The sequence below is a fragment of the Trueperella sp. LYQ143 genome, from assembly GCF_046599595.1.
Classification (GTDB): Bacteria; Actinomycetota; Actinomycetes; order Actinomycetales; family Actinomycetaceae; genus Trueperella.
Genome location: NZ_JBKIWR010000015.1, coordinates 61937 through 82698 on the forward strand (window position 1 = coordinate 61937; position 20762 = coordinate 82698).

General features: G+C 48.4%; 17 protein-coding genes and 2 tRNA genes. 11 read left to right on the forward strand and 8 right to left on the reverse strand.

The window, feature by feature from the left end; translation table 11 throughout:
- The first annotated feature begins 20 nt into the window (after positions 1 to 20).
- Positions 21 to 977, forward strand: coding sequence for an ATP-grasp domain-containing protein (locus ACLHIL_RS06835; protein WP_411297211.1), 957 nt, complete (start codon positions 21 to 23; stop codon positions 975 to 977).
- 259 nt (positions 978 to 1236) lie between these two features.
- Here ACLHIL_RS06835 and ACLHIL_RS06840 read toward each other — a convergent pair whose 3' ends face one another.
- From ACLHIL_RS06840 to rpmH, 8 genes are all read right to left on the reverse strand, one after another.
- Positions 1237 to 2739, reverse strand: a complete 1503-nt coding sequence (locus tag ACLHIL_RS06840; RefSeq protein WP_411297212.1) for a ParB/RepB/Spo0J family partition protein — start codon at positions 2737 to 2739, stop codon at positions 1237 to 1239.
- Positions 2740 to 2746: 7 nt separating this feature from the next.
- The gene (locus ACLHIL_RS06845) at positions 2747 to 3733 is read right to left on the reverse strand and encodes a ParA family protein (protein WP_411297213.1); all 987 of its coding nucleotides are present in this window, start codon (positions 3731 to 3733) and stop codon (positions 2747 to 2749) included.
- A 1459-nt stretch (positions 3734 to 5192) separates the two neighbouring features.
- Complete coding sequence (gene rsmG, locus ACLHIL_RS06850; protein ID WP_411297214.1) at positions 5193 to 5840, reverse strand: 16S rRNA (guanine(527)-N(7))-methyltransferase RsmG; 648 nt, start codon at positions 5838 to 5840, stop codon at positions 5193 to 5195.
- A gap of 43 nt (positions 5841 to 5883) precedes the next feature.
- A complete protein-coding gene (locus ACLHIL_RS06855) occupies positions 5884 to 6528 on the reverse strand; it encodes a protein jag (RefSeq protein ID WP_411297215.1) in 645 nt (214 codons plus the stop codon).
- 24 nt (positions 6529 to 6552) lie between these two features.
- Positions 6553 to 7725, reverse strand: coding sequence for a membrane protein insertase YidC (yidC, locus tag ACLHIL_RS06860; RefSeq protein WP_411297216.1), 1173 nt, complete (start codon positions 7723 to 7725; stop codon positions 6553 to 6555).
- 14 nt (positions 7726 to 7739) lie between these two features.
- Positions 7740 to 8090, reverse strand: coding sequence for a membrane protein insertion efficiency factor YidD (gene yidD / locus ACLHIL_RS06865; RefSeq protein WP_411297217.1), 351 nt, complete (start codon positions 8088 to 8090; stop codon positions 7740 to 7742).
- The gene (rnpA, locus tag ACLHIL_RS06870; protein WP_411297218.1) at positions 8083 to 8427 is read right to left on the reverse strand and encodes a ribonuclease P protein component; all 345 of its coding nucleotides are present in this window, start codon (positions 8425 to 8427) and stop codon (positions 8083 to 8085) included. The genes yidD and rnpA overlap by 8 nt, the downstream gene beginning before the upstream one ends.
- Positions 8428 to 8451: 24 nt before the next feature.
- The gene (gene rpmH / locus ACLHIL_RS06875) at positions 8452 to 8592 is read right to left on the reverse strand and encodes a 50S ribosomal protein L34 (RefSeq protein WP_411297219.1); all 141 of its coding nucleotides are present in this window, start codon (positions 8590 to 8592) and stop codon (positions 8452 to 8454) included.
- A 375-nt stretch (positions 8593 to 8967) separates the two neighbouring features.
- Here rpmH and dnaA point away from each other — a divergent pair, with 375 nt between their 5' ends.
- The 10 genes from dnaA to ACLHIL_RS06925 all read left to right on the forward strand — a co-directional run bounded on the left by dnaA (position 8968) and on the right by ACLHIL_RS06925 (position 20449).
- Positions 8968 to 10797 (forward strand): chromosomal replication initiator protein DnaA, encoded by a 1830-nt coding sequence (gene dnaA, locus ACLHIL_RS06880; RefSeq protein WP_411297220.1) that lies wholly within the window; start codon positions 8968 to 8970, stop codon positions 10795 to 10797.
- A 566-nt stretch (positions 10798 to 11363) separates the two neighbouring features.
- Positions 11364 to 12494, forward strand: a complete 1131-nt coding sequence (gene dnaN, locus ACLHIL_RS06885; protein WP_411297221.1) for a DNA polymerase III subunit beta — start codon at positions 11364 to 11366, stop codon at positions 12492 to 12494.
- Positions 12495 to 12499: 5 nt separating this feature from the next.
- The gene (recF, locus tag ACLHIL_RS06890; RefSeq protein ID WP_411297222.1) at positions 12500 to 13774 is read left to right on the forward strand and encodes a DNA replication/repair protein RecF; all 1275 of its coding nucleotides are present in this window, start codon (positions 12500 to 12502) and stop codon (positions 13772 to 13774) included.
- A 150-nt stretch (positions 13775 to 13924) separates the two neighbouring features.
- The gene (locus ACLHIL_RS06895) at positions 13925 to 14413 is read left to right on the forward strand and encodes a DUF721 domain-containing protein (protein ID WP_411297223.1); all 489 of its coding nucleotides are present in this window, start codon (positions 13925 to 13927) and stop codon (positions 14411 to 14413) included.
- Positions 14414 to 14680: 267 nt separating this feature from the next.
- Complete coding sequence (gyrB, locus tag ACLHIL_RS06900; protein ID WP_411297224.1) at positions 14681 to 16759, forward strand: DNA topoisomerase (ATP-hydrolyzing) subunit B; 2079 nt, start codon at positions 14681 to 14683, stop codon at positions 16757 to 16759.
- Positions 16760 to 16852: 93 nt separating this feature from the next.
- On the forward strand, positions 16853 to 19402 hold the full coding sequence (gyrA, locus tag ACLHIL_RS06905; RefSeq protein ID WP_411297230.1) for a DNA gyrase subunit A: 2550 nt from the start codon (positions 16853 to 16855) through the stop codon (positions 19400 to 19402).
- A gap of 167 nt (positions 19403 to 19569) precedes the next feature.
- The gene (locus ACLHIL_RS06910; protein WP_411297225.1) at positions 19570 to 20004 is read left to right on the forward strand and encodes a DUF3566 domain-containing protein; all 435 of its coding nucleotides are present in this window, start codon (positions 19570 to 19572) and stop codon (positions 20002 to 20004) included.
- A gap of 117 nt (positions 20005 to 20121) precedes the next feature.
- Positions 20122 to 20195, forward strand: a tRNA-Ile gene (locus ACLHIL_RS06915).
- Positions 20196 to 20214: 19 nt separating this feature from the next.
- Positions 20215 to 20343, forward strand: coding sequence for a hypothetical protein (locus ACLHIL_RS06920; protein ID WP_411297226.1), 129 nt, complete (start codon positions 20215 to 20217; stop codon positions 20341 to 20343).
- Between the two features lie 33 nt (positions 20344 to 20376).
- Positions 20377 to 20449, forward strand: a tRNA-Ala gene (locus ACLHIL_RS06925).
- The last annotated feature ends 313 nt before the right edge of the window (positions 20450 to 20762 follow it).

The following is a 20762-nucleotide window of genomic DNA, read 5'->3' on the forward strand; positions in this document are numbered from 1 at the left end:
TCCTTCGGAGGGAGATTTTCATGAATCCGTTGACTGTCGCTGTTCTCGCCGGTGGTTTGACCCATGAGCGTGACGTGTCGCTCCACTCTGGCCGTCGTGTGGCTGAATCTTTGAAGAATTCCGGTATTCAGGTCAAGGTCTTAGACGTTGACGCGCAACTGTTACAGCGCCTTGACGCATTATCACCGGATGTCGTCTGGCCACTTGTGCATGGCTCTATCGGTGAAGATGGCTCGTTGCAGGATTTGCTGGTTTTGGCTGGATACCCCTTTGTTGGTACGGAATCTTATGGCTGCCGTTTAGCTTCTGATAAATCGGTGGCTTCTGCCGTTTTATCGCGAGCACACATCAACGTGCCGGAATCAACTGCCTTACCGCAGACGCTTTTCCGTGAAGTGGGCGTATCCAATATCTTGAATTTAGTGGAAGAGCGCTACGATTTTCCGCTTGTCGTTAAACCCACGCGGGCGGGATCCTCAATGGGCCTATCCATCGTAACGGATCGGGCGCAACTGCCTGGCGCAATGGTGGACTGTTTTGCTTACGGAGATGTGGCGTTGATTCAGCAATTTATTGCTGGGCGTGAGTTTGGCGTTGCTGTTGCTGATCTGGGTGAGGGGCCAGTAGCTTTGCCGCCTGTTGAGGTGCGCGCCAGCGGTCTTTATGACTATGACGCTCGGTATAATCCTGGTCGAGTGGAGTATGTGATCTCGGAAGATACCTCCGATAGCGTTATTCGTAGCGTGCAGCAGATCGCAGAGGATGTTCATCGGGCGTTGGGTCTGCGCCATATTTCGCGTACTGACGTAATTGTTGATGATTCCGGGCAGGCTTGGTTTATTGATATTAATGTCGCTCCAGGCATGACGGAAACGTCAATCTTCCCGCAGGCAGCGGCGGCATTGGCTCGTCGTGAGAGGCGCTCTGTGGATGACGTCTACTTAGATATTCTCACTACTGCTGCCCGTACTTCTTAAAGACCGACGGGAAATACGCCGGCTTTGCATGCTCGGGCGTGTGGTTATAGCAGCGATTAGTAGCTGTTGTTCGAGGTAGCGGTATCCACCTGTTACAGGTATAACGGGTGACGCTTACTACCAGGTAACAGGTAGCCCTTACCAGGTTTCTCTGTATCACGTCATGTGGTGCTCATCAGCTATCTTTACACTGACAAGCATCACATGATCCGTTTTATCCTAAAAGTGGCTATCTTATTTTGTTGCGCTGAAGATATAGCTATTCCATGAGATCAACATGTTGTTCATTAATAGTGTCCAGGATACGGTTCAAATCCTCAATAGAGGCAAACTCAATCGCAATTTTTCCTTTCGTTGCTCCCATATTGATCTTCACTCTGGTATCGAAGCGGTCTGTGAGGCGTATTGCAAGCTCATTCAATTCAGCTTGATAGCGACCTCGGCGAACGCGCCGCACTCGTTCTTCTGCTCCGTCCTCGCCCAAAGCAACAATCTCTTCTACCTGGCGAACGGAAAGACTTTCAGCAACAATCCGTTGAGCGACTCGTTCCATAGCAGCCGGATCTTTCAAGCTGAGCAATGCGCGCGCATGCCCTGAAGAAAGAACGCCCGCGGCAACTCGGCGTTGAACAAGCGGAGGGAGCTTCAATAAACGCAAGGTGTTAGAGATTTGCGGTCGTGATCGAGCAATCCGACGGGAAAGTTCCTCTTGGGTACAGCCAAAATCCTCAAGAAGTTGTTGATATGCAGCAGCTTCTTCTAATGCGTTCAAATTGGATCTGTGGAGATTTTCCAAAAGAGCATCTCGGAGTAGGTCTTCGTCTTGAGTGTGGCGAATAATCGCAGGAATCTCTGTTTCTCCGGCTCGCTGTGTTGCCCGCCAACGGCGTTCACCCATCACTAATTCATAGCGAGCTTCTGGGTGTTCTGCGAGAGGAGCGGCTAATGGGCGAACAACTACTGGTTGTAATACTCCGACTTGCTGGATGGATTCAGCAAGTTCCGCAAGCTCAGATTCATCAAAGGTTTCTCGTGGTTGCCGTTGATTCGGCACAATCTCCCGGACGTTAAGGTACCCAAATGAAGCACCTGGAACAGGTACCAGTTGAGGAGTATCCGTCTGCATCCTTTGCGCATTATTGGTATCCGCGTTTGTATCTGTGGCGCTACCGGAACGCCCCTTTGGTTTTGCAACAGAGTGTTGGTCGGCTGAGGAAACAGACGAATTTACGCTAATATGCGTTTTATTTTCGTTTTTAGCTTCACGTTTTTCGTTAAGTGTTTTCACACTCAGGGAAGTGGTATGAGCAGACGAATGAGAGCTTGCCTCTCCTCCCTTACGAGATGAGCGAGAGCGCGAGGGCGTGCTCTTTTCGCTAGCAGTATCTTTCTTTCCTGCTTTTTCTTGGTCTGATTGCCTGCTTTGCGGATTCTCAATCGGTGTTTTTCTACTTTTCCGAGAATTGCGGAGATTCTTTTGTGTTGCTCTCGCTGTTTCCGTTTCGGCGGGCTCCTGCTCTGGATGAAGAGAACTTTCTGTATTTTCCGTTATTCCCTGCGTGGAGTTAGGGAAAGATGGATAGCTTTCATTGTCAGCAGTATGAGACTCATCTGCTGTTAATGCCTCCACACGCTGGCTATCGCGTTCTTTTTCATCATGAGAACTAAAAAAGACATCAATGGCCCTGTGTTTATGTTCGGTCTGTTCCTCTGGAAATAAAGATCCCAAACCTCGGCCAAGTACGCTTCGTTTTCCTGCCATTGATCTCTTACCCTTCATTTACCATGCCGCTATCTGATGAATCGTCTTCTGTCTGTGCACCGCGAACTGCTATTTCATACGCTGCCGCCAAGTAGGCAACAGCCCCGGATGATCGTGGATCATAGGTCATCACAGTTTGCTGATAACTTGGTGCTTCTGAAATTCGTACATTGCGGGGGATTTCAGCAGTCAGTGTCTGCTGCGGAAAATGTGACCGCACATCGGCGGCGACTTCCTGCGCGAGATTAGTCCGACGATCAAACATGGTCAACAAAATTGTTGAAATAATTAACTCAGGATTTGCACTGCGGCGAACAAGATCTACCGTATTCATTAATTGAGTTAATCCCTCAAGAGCGTAGTACTCTGTTTGAATCGGAATAAGAACTTCATGTGCCGCAACGAGAGAATTTAAGGTAAGTAATCCTAAGCTGGGTGGGCAGTCAATCAAAACATAATCACATTCGTTATCCTTTAGGTATTCGTTTACTGCTTCCTGTAAACGATATTCCCGACGCTCCTCCATCACCAAAAAAATTTCCGCTGAAGAAACATCAATAGATGAGGGAGCGACCAACAGACCTGAAACATCCGGACATGGCTGAATAACATCAGCTAATGTTTTTTCTCCGGTAATAACATCGTAAACAGAGGGGGTACCACTAGGATGTGATATTCCCAAAGCAGTGGAGGCATTACCTTGTGGATCAGCATCGATAACAAGGACTCGTAATTCTCCTTGTGCTAGGGCTGCTGCAAGATTTACAGTTGACGTTGTTTTTCCAACGCCACCTTTTTGGTTGGCAACCGTTATAACGCGGGTGGTTTTTGGCTGGGGGAACGTCTTATTAGATAACTGACGTAACATTTCTCGATCACGCAGCAACTCTGCCCCTAATGGTGATAAATCATCACTAAATTGCTGCGCGATACCATCGAAGCTCCTGTTATGGCGCGAACTATTACGACCATCCACTGTTGTACTCTCGCCCATGCTCTCTCCTTTAGTTAACGTCATAATCTTATACGAGATTCACAAGGACAGATTTTTCTTCCACACAAGTTCGTTTCACGTGAAACATGTGCGCATGCTCCGTCTACCCCAAGGAATACCGATAGTATTTTATGAAAAAGGAAGATAACAACGCCTATTGGAACCATAGACTAATACGCCACGATTTCGTGTTCCTGGTTTGTTTTTCCACCAAAACACGTATTGCTTATGAAGCACCGCCCTGCCATATATAAGCTCGTTTTTACTGTTAACCATCTTCAACAACACAGCTTTAGCATGTTCTTATCATAAATTGCTACAGACCTAGAATCCTCTTGTTTTGTTTTAGCAGGCATCGCATGGAAAATTCCTCATGTTCTCGCAACGTACACAGGCATCTGTTGTTACATCGCTTGATTTGTCATGCTGTCATGATAGCTAACCAAGAAGCACGTGGATTACATCTGTAAATATTTAGCGCTAAACACTCCTACTATATTTTCCTATAGCCAGAGATTTTGCATAACTAGGCATGGGATAGAGAGCTGGCTGGCACTGTGAAATAGAAGAGTTGTCGCGACAGGGGAGCAATCTAAAAACAGGGCTCTGTTTTCCTTACACTGTTCTAACCCTCATAGTTACATGTAAAGCTGGATAACAAATTTTGCCACCATGTTGTATCAAGAGAATAAATACCAACCCGCACTATGAATGTTTCACGTGAAACATTCATGTTACGAGACTTATATGCGTCAAAACACAGACGTGTTGAAGGAACAAAACAATCTGTCACTGCTTACAAATAGCAAAATCACTCGCAAGACATCATGCACATAGAAACAAGTACACATTATTGTTTCACGTGAAACATCTATAATCACATAGTCACAGGTTCACTATGCATTGGTCTATTAGCGCTTGCTGATCCAGTACTAAGTGCCCACACATTCTATATTGTGCTCAGAACGCAGACTATGAAAGTTCTGTGGAAAACACAGTATTCCTCTATGACTAATCTGCTAGAAATGTGCCGCACACAATTTTATTCCACAAAGGACTGCCTGAAGTTATATCGTGCCACTGGTATATAAAAGCAGAGTGGTATCTTTTCTGTGAATACACATCTTTTACATATAAACAACAGAATAAAACACGGCCAAATCAAGCATTATCACAACAATAACTGTGCCTGTTAACAAGCTCCACCAGACTCTGATCATCGTTTCACGTGAAACATATTTTCAAATAGAGATATGCTGAAGCGATCAGAAAAACAAAGCACGAAAACTTATCAGCTTGAACCTAGCTACTATGTTGTGAATGTGTGTTCAGAACACATGCTGCGCAATGCTAAACAGTTTACATATCCCGATAAGGACTGAATGAAATCTATTGATGAAAATAACCAGTATTAGTCAGAGTCCCACTTTCATCATGTCATGATGAAATCCATGACGAATCACATCGAGCCAGATGCTACTTTCCTAACTTCCACAATCCGCGTCGGTTCTTCTGATCCCCACACAAAAACGTTATGAATATCTACCCACTGTGCATCGTATTGGCGTAATTGTCGATCAGCTTCGTCAATCTCTAGTTCAGCTCGTTCACCTTTCAAAGCAACTAGAGATCCGCCAGGTTTAAGAAGTGGTAGCGTCCAGAGAACAAGTTTCTTTAGTGCAGCAACTGCCCGCGCTGTCACCACATCAACAGCATAGTTTGGCAACAATTCCTCTGCTCGCGAGCGTATCACTCGAACGTTATCAAGCTGAAGCTGCTCCTGAACATATCCTAACCACTGGATACGGCGATCCATTGAATCGATGAGATCGAAGTGGCATTGAGGCAAAACAATAGCTAGAGGAATACCTGGAAATCCTGCACCGGAACCTACATCAGCAATATCACCAGCAGTAGGCAAGAAATCTAGTGGCGCCAGAGAATTGAGGATATGCCGCGTCCAGATCCGATCAAGCTCTCGCGGACCGACAAGCCCTCGTTTCTCTCCCTCTGCTGTCAAAAGATCAGCAAAACGACATAGCTTCTCCCAGGTAGGAACACCAAAATGTTCAGCTCCGCCCTGTGGAGCAACTTCAGAAAACGTCATCTTGCACTACCAATCCCTGACAGCAGACCGGATTTGCTGTTAGTTACTCGTCAGCATCCTCGTCACCAGATTCTGCCGACGGAACAGAATCGACTGAATCCACAGAATCTACTGAATTGGCAGAGTCAGACGATTCGCCAGATTCCACATATTCTGCAGGGCTGTTCTCCGTATCGTCGTATTCTTCATCTAAATCATCGGGAAGCGAGATAACAACATGACGATTTGGCCCTGTTCCCGAAGAGTCAGAAATTAACCCAGCCTTTGCAACTACGTCATGCACAACCTTGCGCTCAAAAGGATTCATGGGCTTCATGGAAACCGGCTCACCCGTCTCCTCAACGTGTTCAATTGCTTCTCTAGCAATTGCCGCAATCTCTTCACGATGCGCTGCCCGATAACCAAGAATGTCGAGCATCAACCGAGAACGCTCTCCGGTTTCTTGCTGAACAACCAAACGAGTGAGCTCCTGAAGCGCGTCAAGGGCTTCACCACGACGCCCGATCAACCGCTTCAACCGTCGATCGCCGCCATCGTCCGAAACAATACCAACTGTTGCGCGGTCTGCTTCCACTCCGATCTCAATATCCCCATCAAGATCGGCAATATCGAGAAGCTCTTCGAGATAATCCGCGGCAATATCGCCTTCTTGATCCAGCTTATTCAGATGCTCTGGTTGCTTACTCATGATCGTCCTTCGAGATGATATAGCTTAAAAATTTCGATTTTTGCGGTTTTGCTGCTGGCGCTTTGCCTTAGCCGCTTTCTTTTCTTTCGAGCGCTGACGTTCAGCAAGCCGACGCTCATACCGTTTCCTCGCACGCTCCGCATCAGTTAATCCGTCAATACCACGAACTTCCTCGTCGCTTTCTTCCGATACAGAATCGTTGTTCTGCTCAAAATCATTCACTGCAAACGGAGAATTCGCCGCTTTTCGTGCCTTCTTTGAACGGGCTTTACCCATCGGCTGTACGCGCTGCCCAGTTTGGAGAGAGGATGCCTCCGCGTCCTCCTCTGGCGGCAAACCTTTTTGAATACGCTTTTCCCGTAACTTTGCTTGACGCTTCTTGTATGCCACTGAACCAGGAGCAGGATTCGTGGTAATAAGCCACGTCTGCTGCCCAATCGTCCAGAAATTACCTGTTAACCAGTAGACCAGTACACCAACTTGGAAGAACGCACCAGAGAAAATGTAGATCAGCGGCATGCCATACAGCATGTACTTCTGCATCTTGTACGCCGGATTACTAGGATCCATAGCGGATTCTGGAAGATTCTTCGTCATGATCTGACGCTGAGTGAAGAACAGCGTAATAATCATCAAAGAAATGAGGATAACTGCAACGACGATAATCCGTGTCGGATGTGGATACCCGTGTGCCGTCCCGATAGCAGAGGACAGTGGCGCACCAAAGAACGTCGAGTGAGCAATATCTGACGCAATGCTCTGCTTAATTGGCCCGATAGCTTGCTTATTGCCAAGAGAAATAGGTAGCACAGAATTCAGCAAACGATACAGCGAGAAGAAAATTGGCATCTGAATCAGTGCCGGTAGACACGAAGCAAAAGGTGAGGTTCCGTGCTCCCGATACAGTGCCATCAGCTCCTCTTGCTGACGCTGCTTCGAAACCTGATCCGTCCGACCCTTGTATTTACGTTGAATCTTCTGAATCTCAGGGTTTAACTCTTGGCCTGCACGGCTCGCTCGAGTTTGCTTGTTGAAAAGAGGGATCGTCAGGGTACGAATAACGATCGTCATGCCAACAATCGACAAAACCCAAGCAGGACCGGATTCTTGTGAGAATCCAATAACGGTGAGGAGTTGATGAACTCCGTACAAAATCCAGGAAATTACCCAAACGATAGGGTAGAGGATCGTATCCACGCTAGTCTGTACTCCTACACTGCCCTGGGAGCATCCGCGCTGTCACACGTGACCGGATGATCAGGACCATTATTGTTCTCCTCATGCGCCCGACGCGCAATCAGTTCCTGATAACCTAACGGCTTCGTGGGCCACGCTCCGCGTTGCGGAACCCAATCCACACCACCCTTCGAAAACGGATTGCATCGAAGGATTCGCCAACCACCTAAAAGTGTACCTTTAATTGCGCCATGAATCTGAATTGCATCCACAACATACTGGGAACATGTTGGTTCGTAGCGACAACGACGGGGGAAAGCAACCGATATTCTGCGTTGATACCACCTGATAGCACCGATAATGCCGCGTGCGAAAAAGTTAGCCACAGATCCCCCATCGCATTAAGCATTTTTCGATGCTGTTTTGTAACTCCGACGAGGATGCCTTAGCCGCTGGGGGAAGCGCACGAATAACAACTCCGGAGATGGACTCTTCCACCAATATTGGAAGGTATCCACGCATGATATGCCGAAGTTGGCGCGCCACCCGATGACGAACGACAGAGTTTCCAACCTTCTTGCTAACAGTGAAGCCGACCTCAAGGTCGGCTTCAGGCTCGTCATTGATATACATGACGAGGAGAGTATCTCCACAGCGCCGCCCGTGACGCATCGTTGTGGTAAAAACTTCTGAACGACGCATCCGGTTGGCCCTAGGTAACAACCAGCTCTCCCGGTTCGTATCTGTTTATGCAGACAGCTTTGCCCGCCCCTTACGGCGACGAGCAGCGAGAACTGCACGACCCGCGCGCGTGGACATACGCTTGCGGAACCCGTGAACCTTGGAACGCCGACGGTTATTCGGCTGGAAGGTACGCTTCGTAGTCATTGGTGACCACCTCTAGTTTCTGACGAATGTTCTTCGGTGCGCTGGTACAGCCCCAGCACACATGCCTACCTGACTCTACTGGAGTTTTTGGCATTCGGTCAATGAAGCATGTCCTCCGGTGATAGATATCTCAAGGCTTCCCGTCGATTATGAACCGTAGAAAAATTGTGACAATTCCAATTATGGCTTCCATCCACATCTGTGTGTAATTCTTTCTTCCCTTGTTTGAGGTGATACCGCGCCAAAAGCGCGAATAAATTACATGAATGTAATATCCACACCTGTGAGAAAGTCTGTGGAAAACTGTGCTGACTCTCCACACTTTTTCCTCTACTATGTTCGTGATATGCGAGAGAATCAGCGAAAGGATCGTCCATGACTGACGAATCGCCCGCCCGGGCAGCCTGGACAGCGGCAATCGAATTGCTTCGCGCACAAGGCCGTCTTTCGGACTCTCAAATAGCTTTTCTCCATCTTGCGCGACCCTTGGCCACGATGGATTCCGTGTTTATGATCGGCGTCGGATCAGACTTTGTTAAAGACTGGATCAACGAAAATGTTGCCGACATTATGCAAAAAACCCTGTCTGAAATCCTCGGTCGTGCCGTTCAGTTAACAATATCTGTGGATACTTCTCTTTCCGAGCAACCCATATCGCAATCCTCTGCGACGCAGCCGCAGTGGATTTCTCCTTCCTCCGCTGGTGAATCTTCCAGCACTCCACAGTCCAATACGCCAGAAACTTCCTCCACAGCCCATATATTTTCGTCTTTTTCCTCAAAGGAACAATTCTCCGACGAACCTAGATATAACGGAGAAGCGATAGATCCGTTCTCATCACAAAGCGTCGTCTCCTCTTCCGTTGCAGATAGCGCTAATGTGCATGAATCGCAGACTGACCGATCCTCATATTCGGCTTATTCTGAATATTCCTCCGACGAGCACTCAGAGGAAACACCGTCTTATCCGTATTCCCATCCGACATCTGTGGAATCCCTACAGCAGTCAGTTACTCACTCACGAGAACACCACCATAAAGAATCCACAACGGAAACATATTCCACAGAAGCATCGCAGAAACCGGAATTTCACCGAACAACCAACACCCTAAATCCACCGCCTCGGGTAGAGAGTAATAAATCTCAGTCGGATGCACATCTCAATCCGCGGTTTACCTTTGAAAACTTTGTTATTGGGGAATCAAACCGATTTGCCCATGCCACAGCACTAGCCGTAGCGGAAGCTCCCGGGTCAACATACAATCCGTTGTTTCTATATTCTGATTCCGGTATGGGTAAAACTCATCTGCTACATGCCATCGGAAATTACTACTTAAATCTCTTCCCTGGTTCAAAAGTGCTGTATGTCAGCTCAGAAGAATTCACAAATATGTTCATTAACGCGATGATGAACAACGAAGGGCATAACTTCAAGAATCGTTTCCGCTCTGTGGATATTTTGTTGATTGACGATATCCAATTCCTCTCGAATAAGGAGGGAACGCTTGAGGAATTCTTCAATACGTTCAACGCGTTAGCAACTGCTAATAAACAGATCGTCATTACTTCTGATGTTGCGCCTCGTCTCCTAGACGGATTTGAAGACAGGATGGTTTCGCGCTTCTCCTCAGGCATTGTGGCAAATATTGATTTACCTAACCTAGAAACACGTATTGCTATTTTGGAGAAGAAGGCCGCCGCTGAAAAATTCGATGTCCCGCGTGACGTTCTCGAATTTATTGCTTCGCGCATCACGACGAATGTGCGGGAAATGGAAGGTTCTCTCCGTCGAGTTGCCGCGTTCGCTGGTCTTTTCCACCAACCTGTTACCTTATCCGTTGCAGAAAACGCCTTAAAGGATATTATTTCTGATAGTTCTTCTATTACGGTTTCTGCCGCTCTTATCATGGCGCAAACAGCGAGCTATTTCAACGTTACAATTGACGACCTAAAATCCCCTGCTCGCACGCGCACCTTAACTCAACCTCGGCACATCGCAATGTATCTGTGCCGAGAGATGACGGATCTGTCGTTACCAAAAATTGCTGAAGTGTTCGATCGTCGCGATCACACAACGGTTTTGAACGCCATCCGAAAAATTGACGGTGTAATGGCAGAAAAACAAACCATTTTCAATCAGGTTACTGAGTTAATGGCGCGCATCAAACAAAGTGCAAAGAAGCAGTCACAGCTTGGCGAAAATTAAGATAAGCGCACACTCACTTCACAAAAGTGATATACGTTCTTGCTTTATTTTATATTCGTTTCTCTTTGGCACATCTAACCAATACGTCAAGATCGCTAAGATCTATACGAAATACCTTGGCATCTTCTGTGAGGTAGATACTCATCGTATATCCGAGAGTGTTGCTCTAATAAACAGCTATGCCCCGCACAGCATCCCGGTATAACTTTTTCCTTTTTATCTTGTTCATTATATGTGTTTTATTGCTGAGTAACTTTTCTTTTTCTGTGGAAAGATCTTTTCTCCTTGTGAACAAATACCATTCAAAAATGTCTCATCCACAAAAAAGACAGCTTATACACAGCAAAGTACACTGTTTTATTCACCTCCGTTTCGGCTTATTCTCAATAAAAAGAACTGTTATCCACGATATCCACATGCCCTATTACAACTACTACTTAAGAATATTCCACGTCATGCTGCCATCGACTGCCGAATTATTGGGAACGAGGTAATCTAATCTGACTAGCTCACATCCAGCTAGCAACATAGAATAAATCTCAGTTACATAAGGAAAGTAGGTCGCGGTGAAACTAAGCGTTGATCATGACGTCTTCGCAGATGCAGTCACGTGGAATGCCCGAACAATTCCAAATCGTCCAGCTATTCCGGTATTAGCTGGAATGAGATTTGTTGCCGAAGAAGACGGGCGAATTTCTCTTGGATCGCGGGATTCGGATGTTACCTCACACATTACATTTGATGGTGACGTTCAAGATCCGGGTGATATTCTCGTCAATGGAAAGTTGCTTGCTGAAATTGCTCGAGCACTACCGAATAACAAGGTTAATTTGACGGTAGATGGCGGAAAACTGGAAATTAAAGCGGGATCAGCACAGTTTTCGATTAAAACGATGGCTCGGGAAGATTATTCGGAACTACCTCAGATGCCACCAGTTATTGGAACAGTAGATGGTGCGGAGTGGGAACGAGCAGTATCCCAAGTCAGTATTGCGGCATCGCACGATGCAACCCTGCCCTTACTTTTGTCGATTTGTATTGAGATTGATGGGGATACCATCTCGTTGATGGCAACAGATCGTTTCCGGTTAACACTGCGAACAATCACATGGGAGCCAAAGGAAAGCGATATTTCCGCACGAATCCTTGTTCCTGCGGCACGATTGCTGGACGTCGCAAAATCATATGCGTCCTCGGGTCGTCTTGAATTATCGCTTGATCAAGAAGGCGGCACGGCAATGTTAGGCATTTCTGCTGCGGGCCGGCAAAACATGATTCAGTTGATAGATGGCGAATATCCGCAGGTAAGAGCGCTTTTTCCGGAAGAGGTTAACGGGAATGTAGTAATGAACCGGACGGAGTTTCTTGATGCGATCAAGCGAGCCCGCCTGGTTGTGGAAAAAGATGCCGCTGTGAAGTGTTCGCTTTCAGAATCATCGGTCACGGTAGAGGCTGGTCATGGTGATAAAGCGCAAGCATCAGAAACGATGGAGGCACAGCTAGAAGGGGAAGATATTACTATCTTCTTCTCACCGGAATACCTCCAAGCGGGGTTTGCCGTCATTGAAGAAGAAAATGTGCGAATCTCGTTTACCACGGCATCGAAGCCAGTGATTATGGTTGGGCAAGATAATGATGGAAAAGTTAACGATTCCTTCAAGCTGTTGCTGATGCCAATTCGTACTTTCGTCTCGTAAGTCTCGTGTATTTAACAGATCTCGCGCTTAACGATTTTCGTTCATATGACGACGTCCTGCTTCATTTTGAGCCGGGCGTCGTCACCTTCGTTGGGGAAAACGGGCAAGGTAAGACGAATCTTGTTGAAGCAATCGCATATCTGGCGACCTTCACTTCACACCGAGTGGTTTCTGATACAGCATTAGTTCGCCAAAGTTGTTCTGCGGGCGTTGTTCGCGCAAAAGTTCGACGGGGGCACTCGGAAACCATTGTTGAAGTGGAAATATATGCTGGGCGAGCAAATAGAGCGAGAATAAATAGGGGCAATGTTCGCCCTGCCGAGGTTTTAGGAATTATCCGTTGCGTGGTTTTTGCTCCAGAAGATATTGATCTGGTTCGAGATGATCCAGCAGGACGAAGAAAATTCCTTGACACGTTGATGGTTCAGTTACGGCCAGGCCTGGCTGCCGTGAAATCGGAATATGACAAAGTATTGCGGCAACGGGGCGCATTACTAAAAACATTGGCGAAAAGTCGTCGGCGGGGAATGATTATTGATTACACGTCACTTGATATTTGGGATCAACAATTGGCGCGGCTTGGGGCACAGATTATCGCTGCCCGCGCGCAAATGATTCACGATTTACGACCTTTTGTTATGGATTATTACACCGACGTTTCTGGTGGTCGGGGTATTGCCCGAATTGATTATGCGGCAAATATTGATAAGCGCCTTGGTCGAGAGTTGCCCGATCCGGCACAGCGAACTGATCCTCAGGTCTGTGCACAACGTGATCTGTATGAGAACGAGCTGACGGATACCGTTTCCGTGGAAAAGAAATTACGAGAATTATTATCCACATGGCATGACGAGGAAATTGCTCGGGGTGTGAATCTCGTCGGCCCGCATCGGGATGATCTGGAATTGACGCTCGGCTCACTACCAGCAAAAGGCTTTGCCTCACACGGAGAATCCTGGTCGTATGCGTTGGCTTTGCGTCTTGGAGCATGGGAATTATTGCGCCGACGAGCCGATGATGAAGACGATGAACCGATATTAATTCTGGATGACGTCTTTGCAGAGCTTGATACGCGCCGCCGAACCCGCCTTGCCGAAATTGTTACCCAAGCGCAGCAAGTTTTTGTTACGGCGGCCGTGGGAGACGATTTACCAGATTTAGGCGGGATAAGATTTCGCGTACATGCTGGTCACGTTGTTCAAGATAGCGATATTTCTACACAAGTGGAAAATGAGGGCACTCGGGAAAGATTCTCCGAACAGGCAGTGACGGAGAAGTGATAAGCAATGAAACCCCCAACATTTTCCCCCTCAGACACTGACGCGCAGCGCGAGCAACCCCGCAATGCCACCGAAAAAAGGCGGCACAACAGGGACAGAGAAGAATTTGGCGATCTTCTTCCGATGAAATGTTTAGCGCGAGTGCGACAAATGGCTGCCGATCATGGATGGGTTCGTCGGCGATTAGAAAGCCAAAAACCCGTGCTACAGATCGAGCATATTAGTGATGTTTTTGTTCCCAGCCCCGGGCAAGAGGTCGGCTCTGGTGCACACCCCTCGCAACGAGATCCGAAGATGCTCAGCGAGATTATGGAAATGGTCCTTTCCTCGCGCGGGTGGTCATCGCAGCTTGAGGTGGGATCTCTGATAAATCGTTGGGAGAGCTTAGTAGGCCCAGCAATCGCACAAAATTGTTGGATCGAAGAATTCTCTGATGACGGCATCCTGACCCTGCGAACACGAACAACCTCGTGGCATACCCAGATTAGAGCGCTACTCGCCATGCTGGATAAAAAGATTGCCACGGAAATCGGGGAAGGCGTGGTCAAAAAGATTGTGGTGAACGGGCCACATGTCCGTTCGTGGAAACACGGACGATATTCTGTGCCTGGGCGAGGACCGCGCGATACATACGACTAAATCCGAAATAAAAAGACCTCGTGTGTGTTTGTGCTGTGGGTGTTGCAACTGCTGTGGTGAAAGTCGAATAGCACCTGAAATTTGGGTAGAATGGTTCGGCACCCTGTTGCCGTAGGTTCCTACACATGCGGGCTTCTCTTCGTTCAGAGCGCTATGCGTGAGCAAAATAGAGATATGTGCCACACTTCTGAGCTCATCTTAGGAGATGGCGATAGATACTTCATGTGATCTTCGGTTGGGGATAACAAGTCAAGGAGATCAGCAAGCGTGGCAGATTTTGAGAACTCAGCGCCCAGTACGCCATCAGCCGGCACGTCGGCATCGGAAGAACCTAAACTCGGAACGGTATCTGCCGATCAAGCATACGATGCGTCGCAAATTACCGTACTTGATGGTTTAGAGGCCGTCCGTAAGCGTCCGGGCATGTACATTGGGTCAACCGGAGAACGAGGATTACACCATCTTGTCTATGAGGTTGTGGATAATTCTGTCGATGAATCGCTTGCTGGGTATTGTGACAACATCATCGTCACCCTGCTAGATAACGGTGGAGTGCGGGTTGAGGATAACGGGCGCGGAATTCCAGTTGATATTCACCCCACTGAAGGGTTGCCTGCGGTTCAAGTTGTTATGACGGTTTTGCACGCCGGCGGCAAGTTCGGAACGGGCTCGTATGCGGTTTCCGGTGGTTTGCATGGCGTGGGCGTCTCCGTCGTAAACGCATTATCCACGCGAATGGATACCATTGTTAAGCGCGACGGCTTTGTCTGGCGGATTTCGTATGAGAACGGCGTCCCCGTCAGCCCTCTAGAAAAAGGCGAAGCCACCGAAGAAAACGGAACAACTCAGACTTTCTGGGCTAATCCCGAGATCTTTGAGACGGTGGAGTATGACTTTGAAACCCTGCGCCATCGCTTGCAGCAGATGGCATTTTTGAACAAGGGTCTGCGGATTACCTTGGTTGATGAACGTCAAGGTGCTGTTGGCGAAGGGGAAGAAGTTACTGGCTCGGAAACGACGAAGCCTGGTAAGCGCGAGGTCAGCTACCGTTATGAGGGCGGCTTGCAAGATTATGTGCGCCACCTGGTGAAAACCCGCAAAGCTGATCCGTTACACGACGAGCCGATCTATTTCGAAGCAGAATCGAACGACGAACAGAACAAGATCTCCGTGGAAGTCGCGATGCAATGGACGTCGGCATATTCAGAAACGCTGCACACCTTTGCCAATACGATCAACACCACCGAGGGCGGAACGCATGAAGAAGGTTTCCGCACAGCTCTGACCTCCGTCATTAACAAATATGCTCGCGATAAAAACATCTTGAAAGATAAAGATCCAAATCTTTCTGGTGAGGATATTCGCGAAGGGTTGACGGTTGTGCTCTCGGTCAAACTTGGAGAGCCACAGTTTGAGGGGCAGACGAAAACAAAACTTGGCAACACCGAGGCTCGCACCTATGTTCAGCAGCAGACCTATGCACAGCTAACAGACTGGTTAGATATGCATCCCTCGGAGGCGCGCGACGTAATCCGCAAAGCAATGCAGGCATACTCTGCTCGTCTTGCCGCGCGAAAAGCCCGCGAAGCAACGCGCCGCAAATCTGTGCTGGAATCTGCAGCAATGCCAGGAAAATTGAAGGACTGCACCTCACGTGATCCCCGCGAATGTGAAATTTTCATTGTAGAGGGTGACTCGGCTGGTGGCTCTGCCGTTAATGGTCGAGATCCGCATAATCAAGCCATTATGCCGATTCGAGGCAAGATTTTGAATGTCGAAAAGGCGCGGTTGGATCGCGCACTCTCCTCAGATACTATTCAGAACCTCATCACTGCGTTTGGAACTGGCGTGGGCGAGGATTTCGACATCGAGAAACTGCGCTATCACAAGATTGTTTTCATGGCCGACGCTGATGTGGATGGTCAGCATATCGCAACCTTGTTGTTGACTTTGGTGTATCGGTATATGCGTCCTTTGGTAGAAGGTGGGTACATATATCTGGCAATGCCACCGCTATATCGCATTAAATGGACGAATTCCGCGCACGAATACGTGTTCTCTGATGAACAGCGCGACGACGCATTAGCGGCGGGATTGGAAGCTGGAAAGACTTTGCCAAAAGCTGAAGGGCAGGGCATCCAGCGATATAAAGGTTTGGGTGAAATGAATGATTCTGAATTGTGGGATACCACTATGAACCCACAAACTCGGATTCTTAAACGAGTCACCATCGGGGAAGCGGCTGCAACGGATGAAGCCTTTTCCATTCTCATGGGCGAAGACGTTTCGGAACGTCGCTCTTTTATTCAGCGCAACGCTCGAGACGTGCGATTCCTCGACATCTAAAGCAGCTAAGGGACGATCGTGAACGAAAAGACAACACCAGAAAACTCAAACAGTATTCACGGCGCTATCAAAGAGGTTGATCTCCAGCGCGAAATGGAGACGTCCTACCTCGACTATGCGATGTCAGTGATTGTGGGGCGTGCGCTCCCGGATGTGCGCGACGGGATGAAACCCGTCCACCGTCGCGTCATCTATGCGATGTGGGATGGCGGATATCGGCCGGATTCATCCTTCTCAAAGTCAGTGAAAATCGTTGGCGACGTGATGGGAAACTATCACCCGCACGGTGATGCGGCAATCTATGACACGATGGTGCGCCTCGTCCAGCCGTGGAATATGCGTTACCCCCTTGTTGCTGGGCAGGGAAACTTTGGTACGGCTGGTGATCTTGGGGCGGCAGCGCCACGATACACCGAAGCGCGCATGGCACCATTAGCCGTCGAAATGATTCGTGATATTCACGAAGATACAGTTGATTTTCAGCCAAATTTTGATGGTTCTGTCAAAGAGCCGGTGGTGTTGCCAGCACGAATTCCTAACCTGTTGATTAACGGGTCAGAGGGCATTGCTGTGGGTATGGCAACCCGAATCCCGCCACATAATCTACGCGAAGTTATCTCCGGTGCGCAGTGGTACCTAGAAAATCCAGATGTTTCCCGTGAGGTATTGCTAGAAGAGCTGATGAAGCGCATCTCTGGCCCGGATTTCCCCACGGGCGCAGTCATCCTTGGTTCAAAAGGAATCGAGGATATGTATCGCACTGGTCATGGCTCAATTGTGCAGCGGGCAGTCGTTGATATTGAAGAAATCAACGGACGCCAATGCTTGGTGGTGACGGATCTGCCCTTCCAGGTTAATCCAGATCGGCTCCTGGATAAGATGGTTGAGGGGATTAAGGACGGTCGATTGCCGGGTATCGCTGATATTCGCGATGAATCCTCCGGTCGTGCCGGTCAGCGTATCGTCATTGTTCTCAAGCGCGATGCGGTACCGAAAGTTGTCCTCAATAACCTGTTTAAGCACACCCAAATGCAGAACAACTTTCCGGCAAATATGCTCGCTTTGGTTGACGGTGTGCCGCGAACACTATCCCTAGATGGATTTATTCATCATTGGGTGCAACATCAAATTGAAGTCATTCGTCGTCGTACTGAATATCGGTTACGTAAGACGGAAGAGCGCCTCATGATTTTGGAGGGCCTCGTTCGAGCCTTAGATATGCTTGATGAGGTCATTGCGTTGATTCGCCGCTCTCCAACAGCGAATGAAGCCCGTTTGGGATTGATTGATCTGCTAGACATCAACGAAATCCAGGCAGATCATATTCTGGCAATGCAGTTACGTCGGTTAGCCGCGCTGGAACGCCAAAAGATCATTGACGAACGGGAAGAAAAGATCGCGTTGTGCCGGGATTATCGAGATATTCTGGCAAAGCCGGAGCGGCAACGAGCGATTATTTCTGAAGAGCTACAGGAAATCGTGGATCGTCACGGGGATGATCGCCGTACTGTTATTTTGCCGTTTGACGGGGAAATGAGCGAGGAAGACCTCATTCCTGAGGAAGACGTCGTCGTTACCCTCACCCGCTCTGGATTCATAAAGCGCACCAAGGTTTCGGAGTACCGTGCTCAACGACGCGGTGGAAAGGGCGTGAAGGGGGCAACCTTGCGCAGCGATGACGTGGTAGAACACATGGGCATCGCCTCCACGCATGATTGGCATTTATTCTTCACGAACCTTGGTCGGGTGTATCGGGTAAAGGGTTACGAGATTCCAGAAGGATCGCGGGAATCGAAAGGGCAACACGTTGCGAATGTGTTGGCCTTGCAGCCCGGAGAACAGATTGCGTCGGCCATTACGTTGCGATCTTATGATCAGGCGCAGTATCTGGTGTTGGCGACGGAAGATGGCCTTGTTAAGAAGAGTCCTCTCGCTGACTACGATTCATCTCGCACGGGCGGGTTGATTGCGATTAAACTGCGGGAACGCTCGGACGGTTCTTCCGATCAACTGGTATCGGCTCGATTGGTTGATGATGTTGACGACATCCTCTTAGTCTCTAAGAAAGGTCAATCCCTGCGGTTCACAGCAACCGATTCAGCTTTGCGCCCGATGGGACGCGGTACCTCGGGTGTGACCGGAATGAAGTTCCGTGCCGGTGATAGTTTGCTGAGCATGGTGGTTATTCCGGCAGGAGCAGACGCAGAAGTCTTTGTGGTTACTGCTGGTGGTTTTGCGAAGCGCACGAAGGTTTCTGAATACCGTGTGCAGGGTCGTGGTGGCCTGGGCATTAAGGTGGCAAATTTGGTCGAGGAGCGCGGTGATTTGATCGCAGCGCTGATTACTCAGCCAAATGATGAGGTTATTGTCATCATGCAAAACGGGAAAGTCGTCCGTTCTGCGGTTGCCGAGGTTAATCTCACGGGGCGTAATACTCAGGGTGTGACCTTCGTTAAGCCAGATTCGGATGATCGGGTAATTGCAGTTGCCCCGCACTTTGAAGAAAAAGACGAAGAATCTGATGAAGCAGATGATGCCGAACAGGTTGAGCAGAGTGCTGACGTGGAATCTGAATCAGAAAACAGTGAACAACCATCTGAGCAAAATGCGGAGCAGGCAACATCTCCTGTTGGAGAAGAATGAGACAAACAATGAGTGGGTAGCTGCCATGTGTGGCTACCCACTCACATAGGAGACGAAAAGATATAGGGAACCCAAGGGAAATCAGATAAGATCACCCGCAGGAACCATCATGTGACGATGTAAACAAGGTAGCATCGTCGTGAACGAACCAAATAACGGAGAACGCGATGAGTAATACCAGCACTGCTTTTGAGGACACGCAAAACGAAGAGCCGGAAGTTGCTCCTGCTCGCCAGGACGTCGGTATTCGTCGTGTGCGAATGACTATTTCGCGAGTTGATCCTTGGTCAGCATTGAAGCTGTCGTTCTTACTATCCGTTGGAATCGGCATCATGATCGTGATTGCAACCATCGTTTTGTGGTTTGTTTTGGATTCAATGCATGTCTGGGCGCGCATCGATGATTTATTGGTGACTCTGAATTCTAAGGATCTTCTTGAGCTGGGTCAGTTCATGGAATTTGGTCGCGTGGTTTCTTTTGCCGTGGTGGTGGGAGTTATTGAGATTGTGCTGTTCACCGCTTTAGGTGGCGTGCTCGCCTTGCTGTACAACGTCGTTTCCATGCTGGTTGGTGGTTTATATATCACAGTGACGGATGAATAAGCTCACGAAAAACGTCATCTTATCCGGTGAAAATGTGATGTGCATTGCTTGGTGATTATGTGGTTTGAATGTTCCTGGCAAGATGCGTTAATCTGAACCAGCATTGAGAATGCATCCGGGCGTATAGCTCAGTCGGTTAGAGCGCCACACTGATAATGTGGAGGTCGGTGGTTCGAGTCCACCTACGCCCACGGAAGATCGGAGGGTGAGATGGTGAAGAAACTTTTCATCACGCTCCTTGCCCTTGCCGGTGGTTATGGTTTATTCCTGGCCATTATGGATCGGCATCAGCGTCACGTGGTTTGGCATGAGGTCACAGATTCAGTCGATCATTCCTGAGGGCTTTTCCGAGCAGCTTGTTGTTGCGATCTCGGGGCTATGGCGCAATTGGTAGCGCACCTGCTTTGCAAGCAGGGGGTTACGGGTTCGAGTCCCGTTAGCTCCACTACACATCCCGTGTTTTTCCGGTTTGACCAGGGAAGATACGGGATTTTTTGTTACCCTCTAAAAACTCTATTCCCCCATAGTTTCCGGGTTATAGGACAAAATGTGTTGCTATTTTTCGGGTTTTTCGTTGTGTTGATGCGCGAAAGTGGGGGTTTTAGTTGGTTGTAGTCAACTAATTGGTCGGACAAATTGTGTTGCTTTTGTCGGGATTTTTTGGCGTTATTGCGGGGGAAACTGGGTGTTGTAGTTGGTGTGTTTTAGGGGTTTGGCACTCTGTTATGAATGACGAGTGTTAAGTGCCCGGGGTGCGG

Excerpts from the sequence above, each read along its gene's own strand:
- ACLHIL_RS06835 (WP_411297211.1), top strand. The coding sequence starts at position 21 with ATGAATCCGTTGACTGTCGCTGTTCTCGCCGGTGGTTTGACCCATGAG.
- ACLHIL_RS06840 (WP_411297212.1), bottom strand. The coding sequence starts at position 2,739 with ATGGCAGGAAAACGAAGCGTACTTGGCCGAGGTTTGGGATCTTTATTT.
- ACLHIL_RS06845 (WP_411297213.1), bottom strand. The coding sequence starts at position 3,733 with ATGGGCGAGAGTACAACAGTGGATGGTCGTAATAGTTCGCGCCATAAC.
- rsmG (WP_411297214.1), bottom strand. The coding sequence starts at position 5,840 with ATGACGTTTTCTGAAGTTGCTCCACAGGGCGGAGCTGAACATTTTGGT.
- ACLHIL_RS06855 (WP_411297215.1), bottom strand. The coding sequence starts at position 6,528 with ATGAGTAAGCAACCAGAGCATCTGAATAAGCTGGATCAAGAAGGCGAT.
- rpmH (WP_411297219.1), bottom strand. The coding sequence starts at position 8,592 with ATGACTACGAAGCGTACCTTCCAGCCGAATAACCGTCGGCGTTCCAAG.
- dnaA (WP_411297220.1), top strand. The coding sequence starts at position 8,968 with ATGACTGACGAATCGCCCGCCCGGGCAGCCTGGACAGCGGCAATCGAA.
- ACLHIL_RS06895 (WP_411297223.1), top strand. The coding sequence starts at position 13,925 with ATGGCTGCCGATCATGGATGGGTTCGTCGGCGATTAGAAAGCCAAAAA.
- gyrA (WP_411297230.1), top strand. The coding sequence starts at position 16,853 with ATGGAGACGTCCTACCTCGACTATGCGATGTCAGTGATTGTGGGGCGT.
- ACLHIL_RS06910 (WP_411297225.1), top strand. The coding sequence starts at position 19,570 with ATGAGTAATACCAGCACTGCTTTTGAGGACACGCAAAACGAAGAGCCG.
- ACLHIL_RS06920 (WP_411297226.1), top strand. The coding sequence starts at position 20,215 with ATGGTGAAGAAACTTTTCATCACGCTCCTTGCCCTTGCCGGTGGTTAT.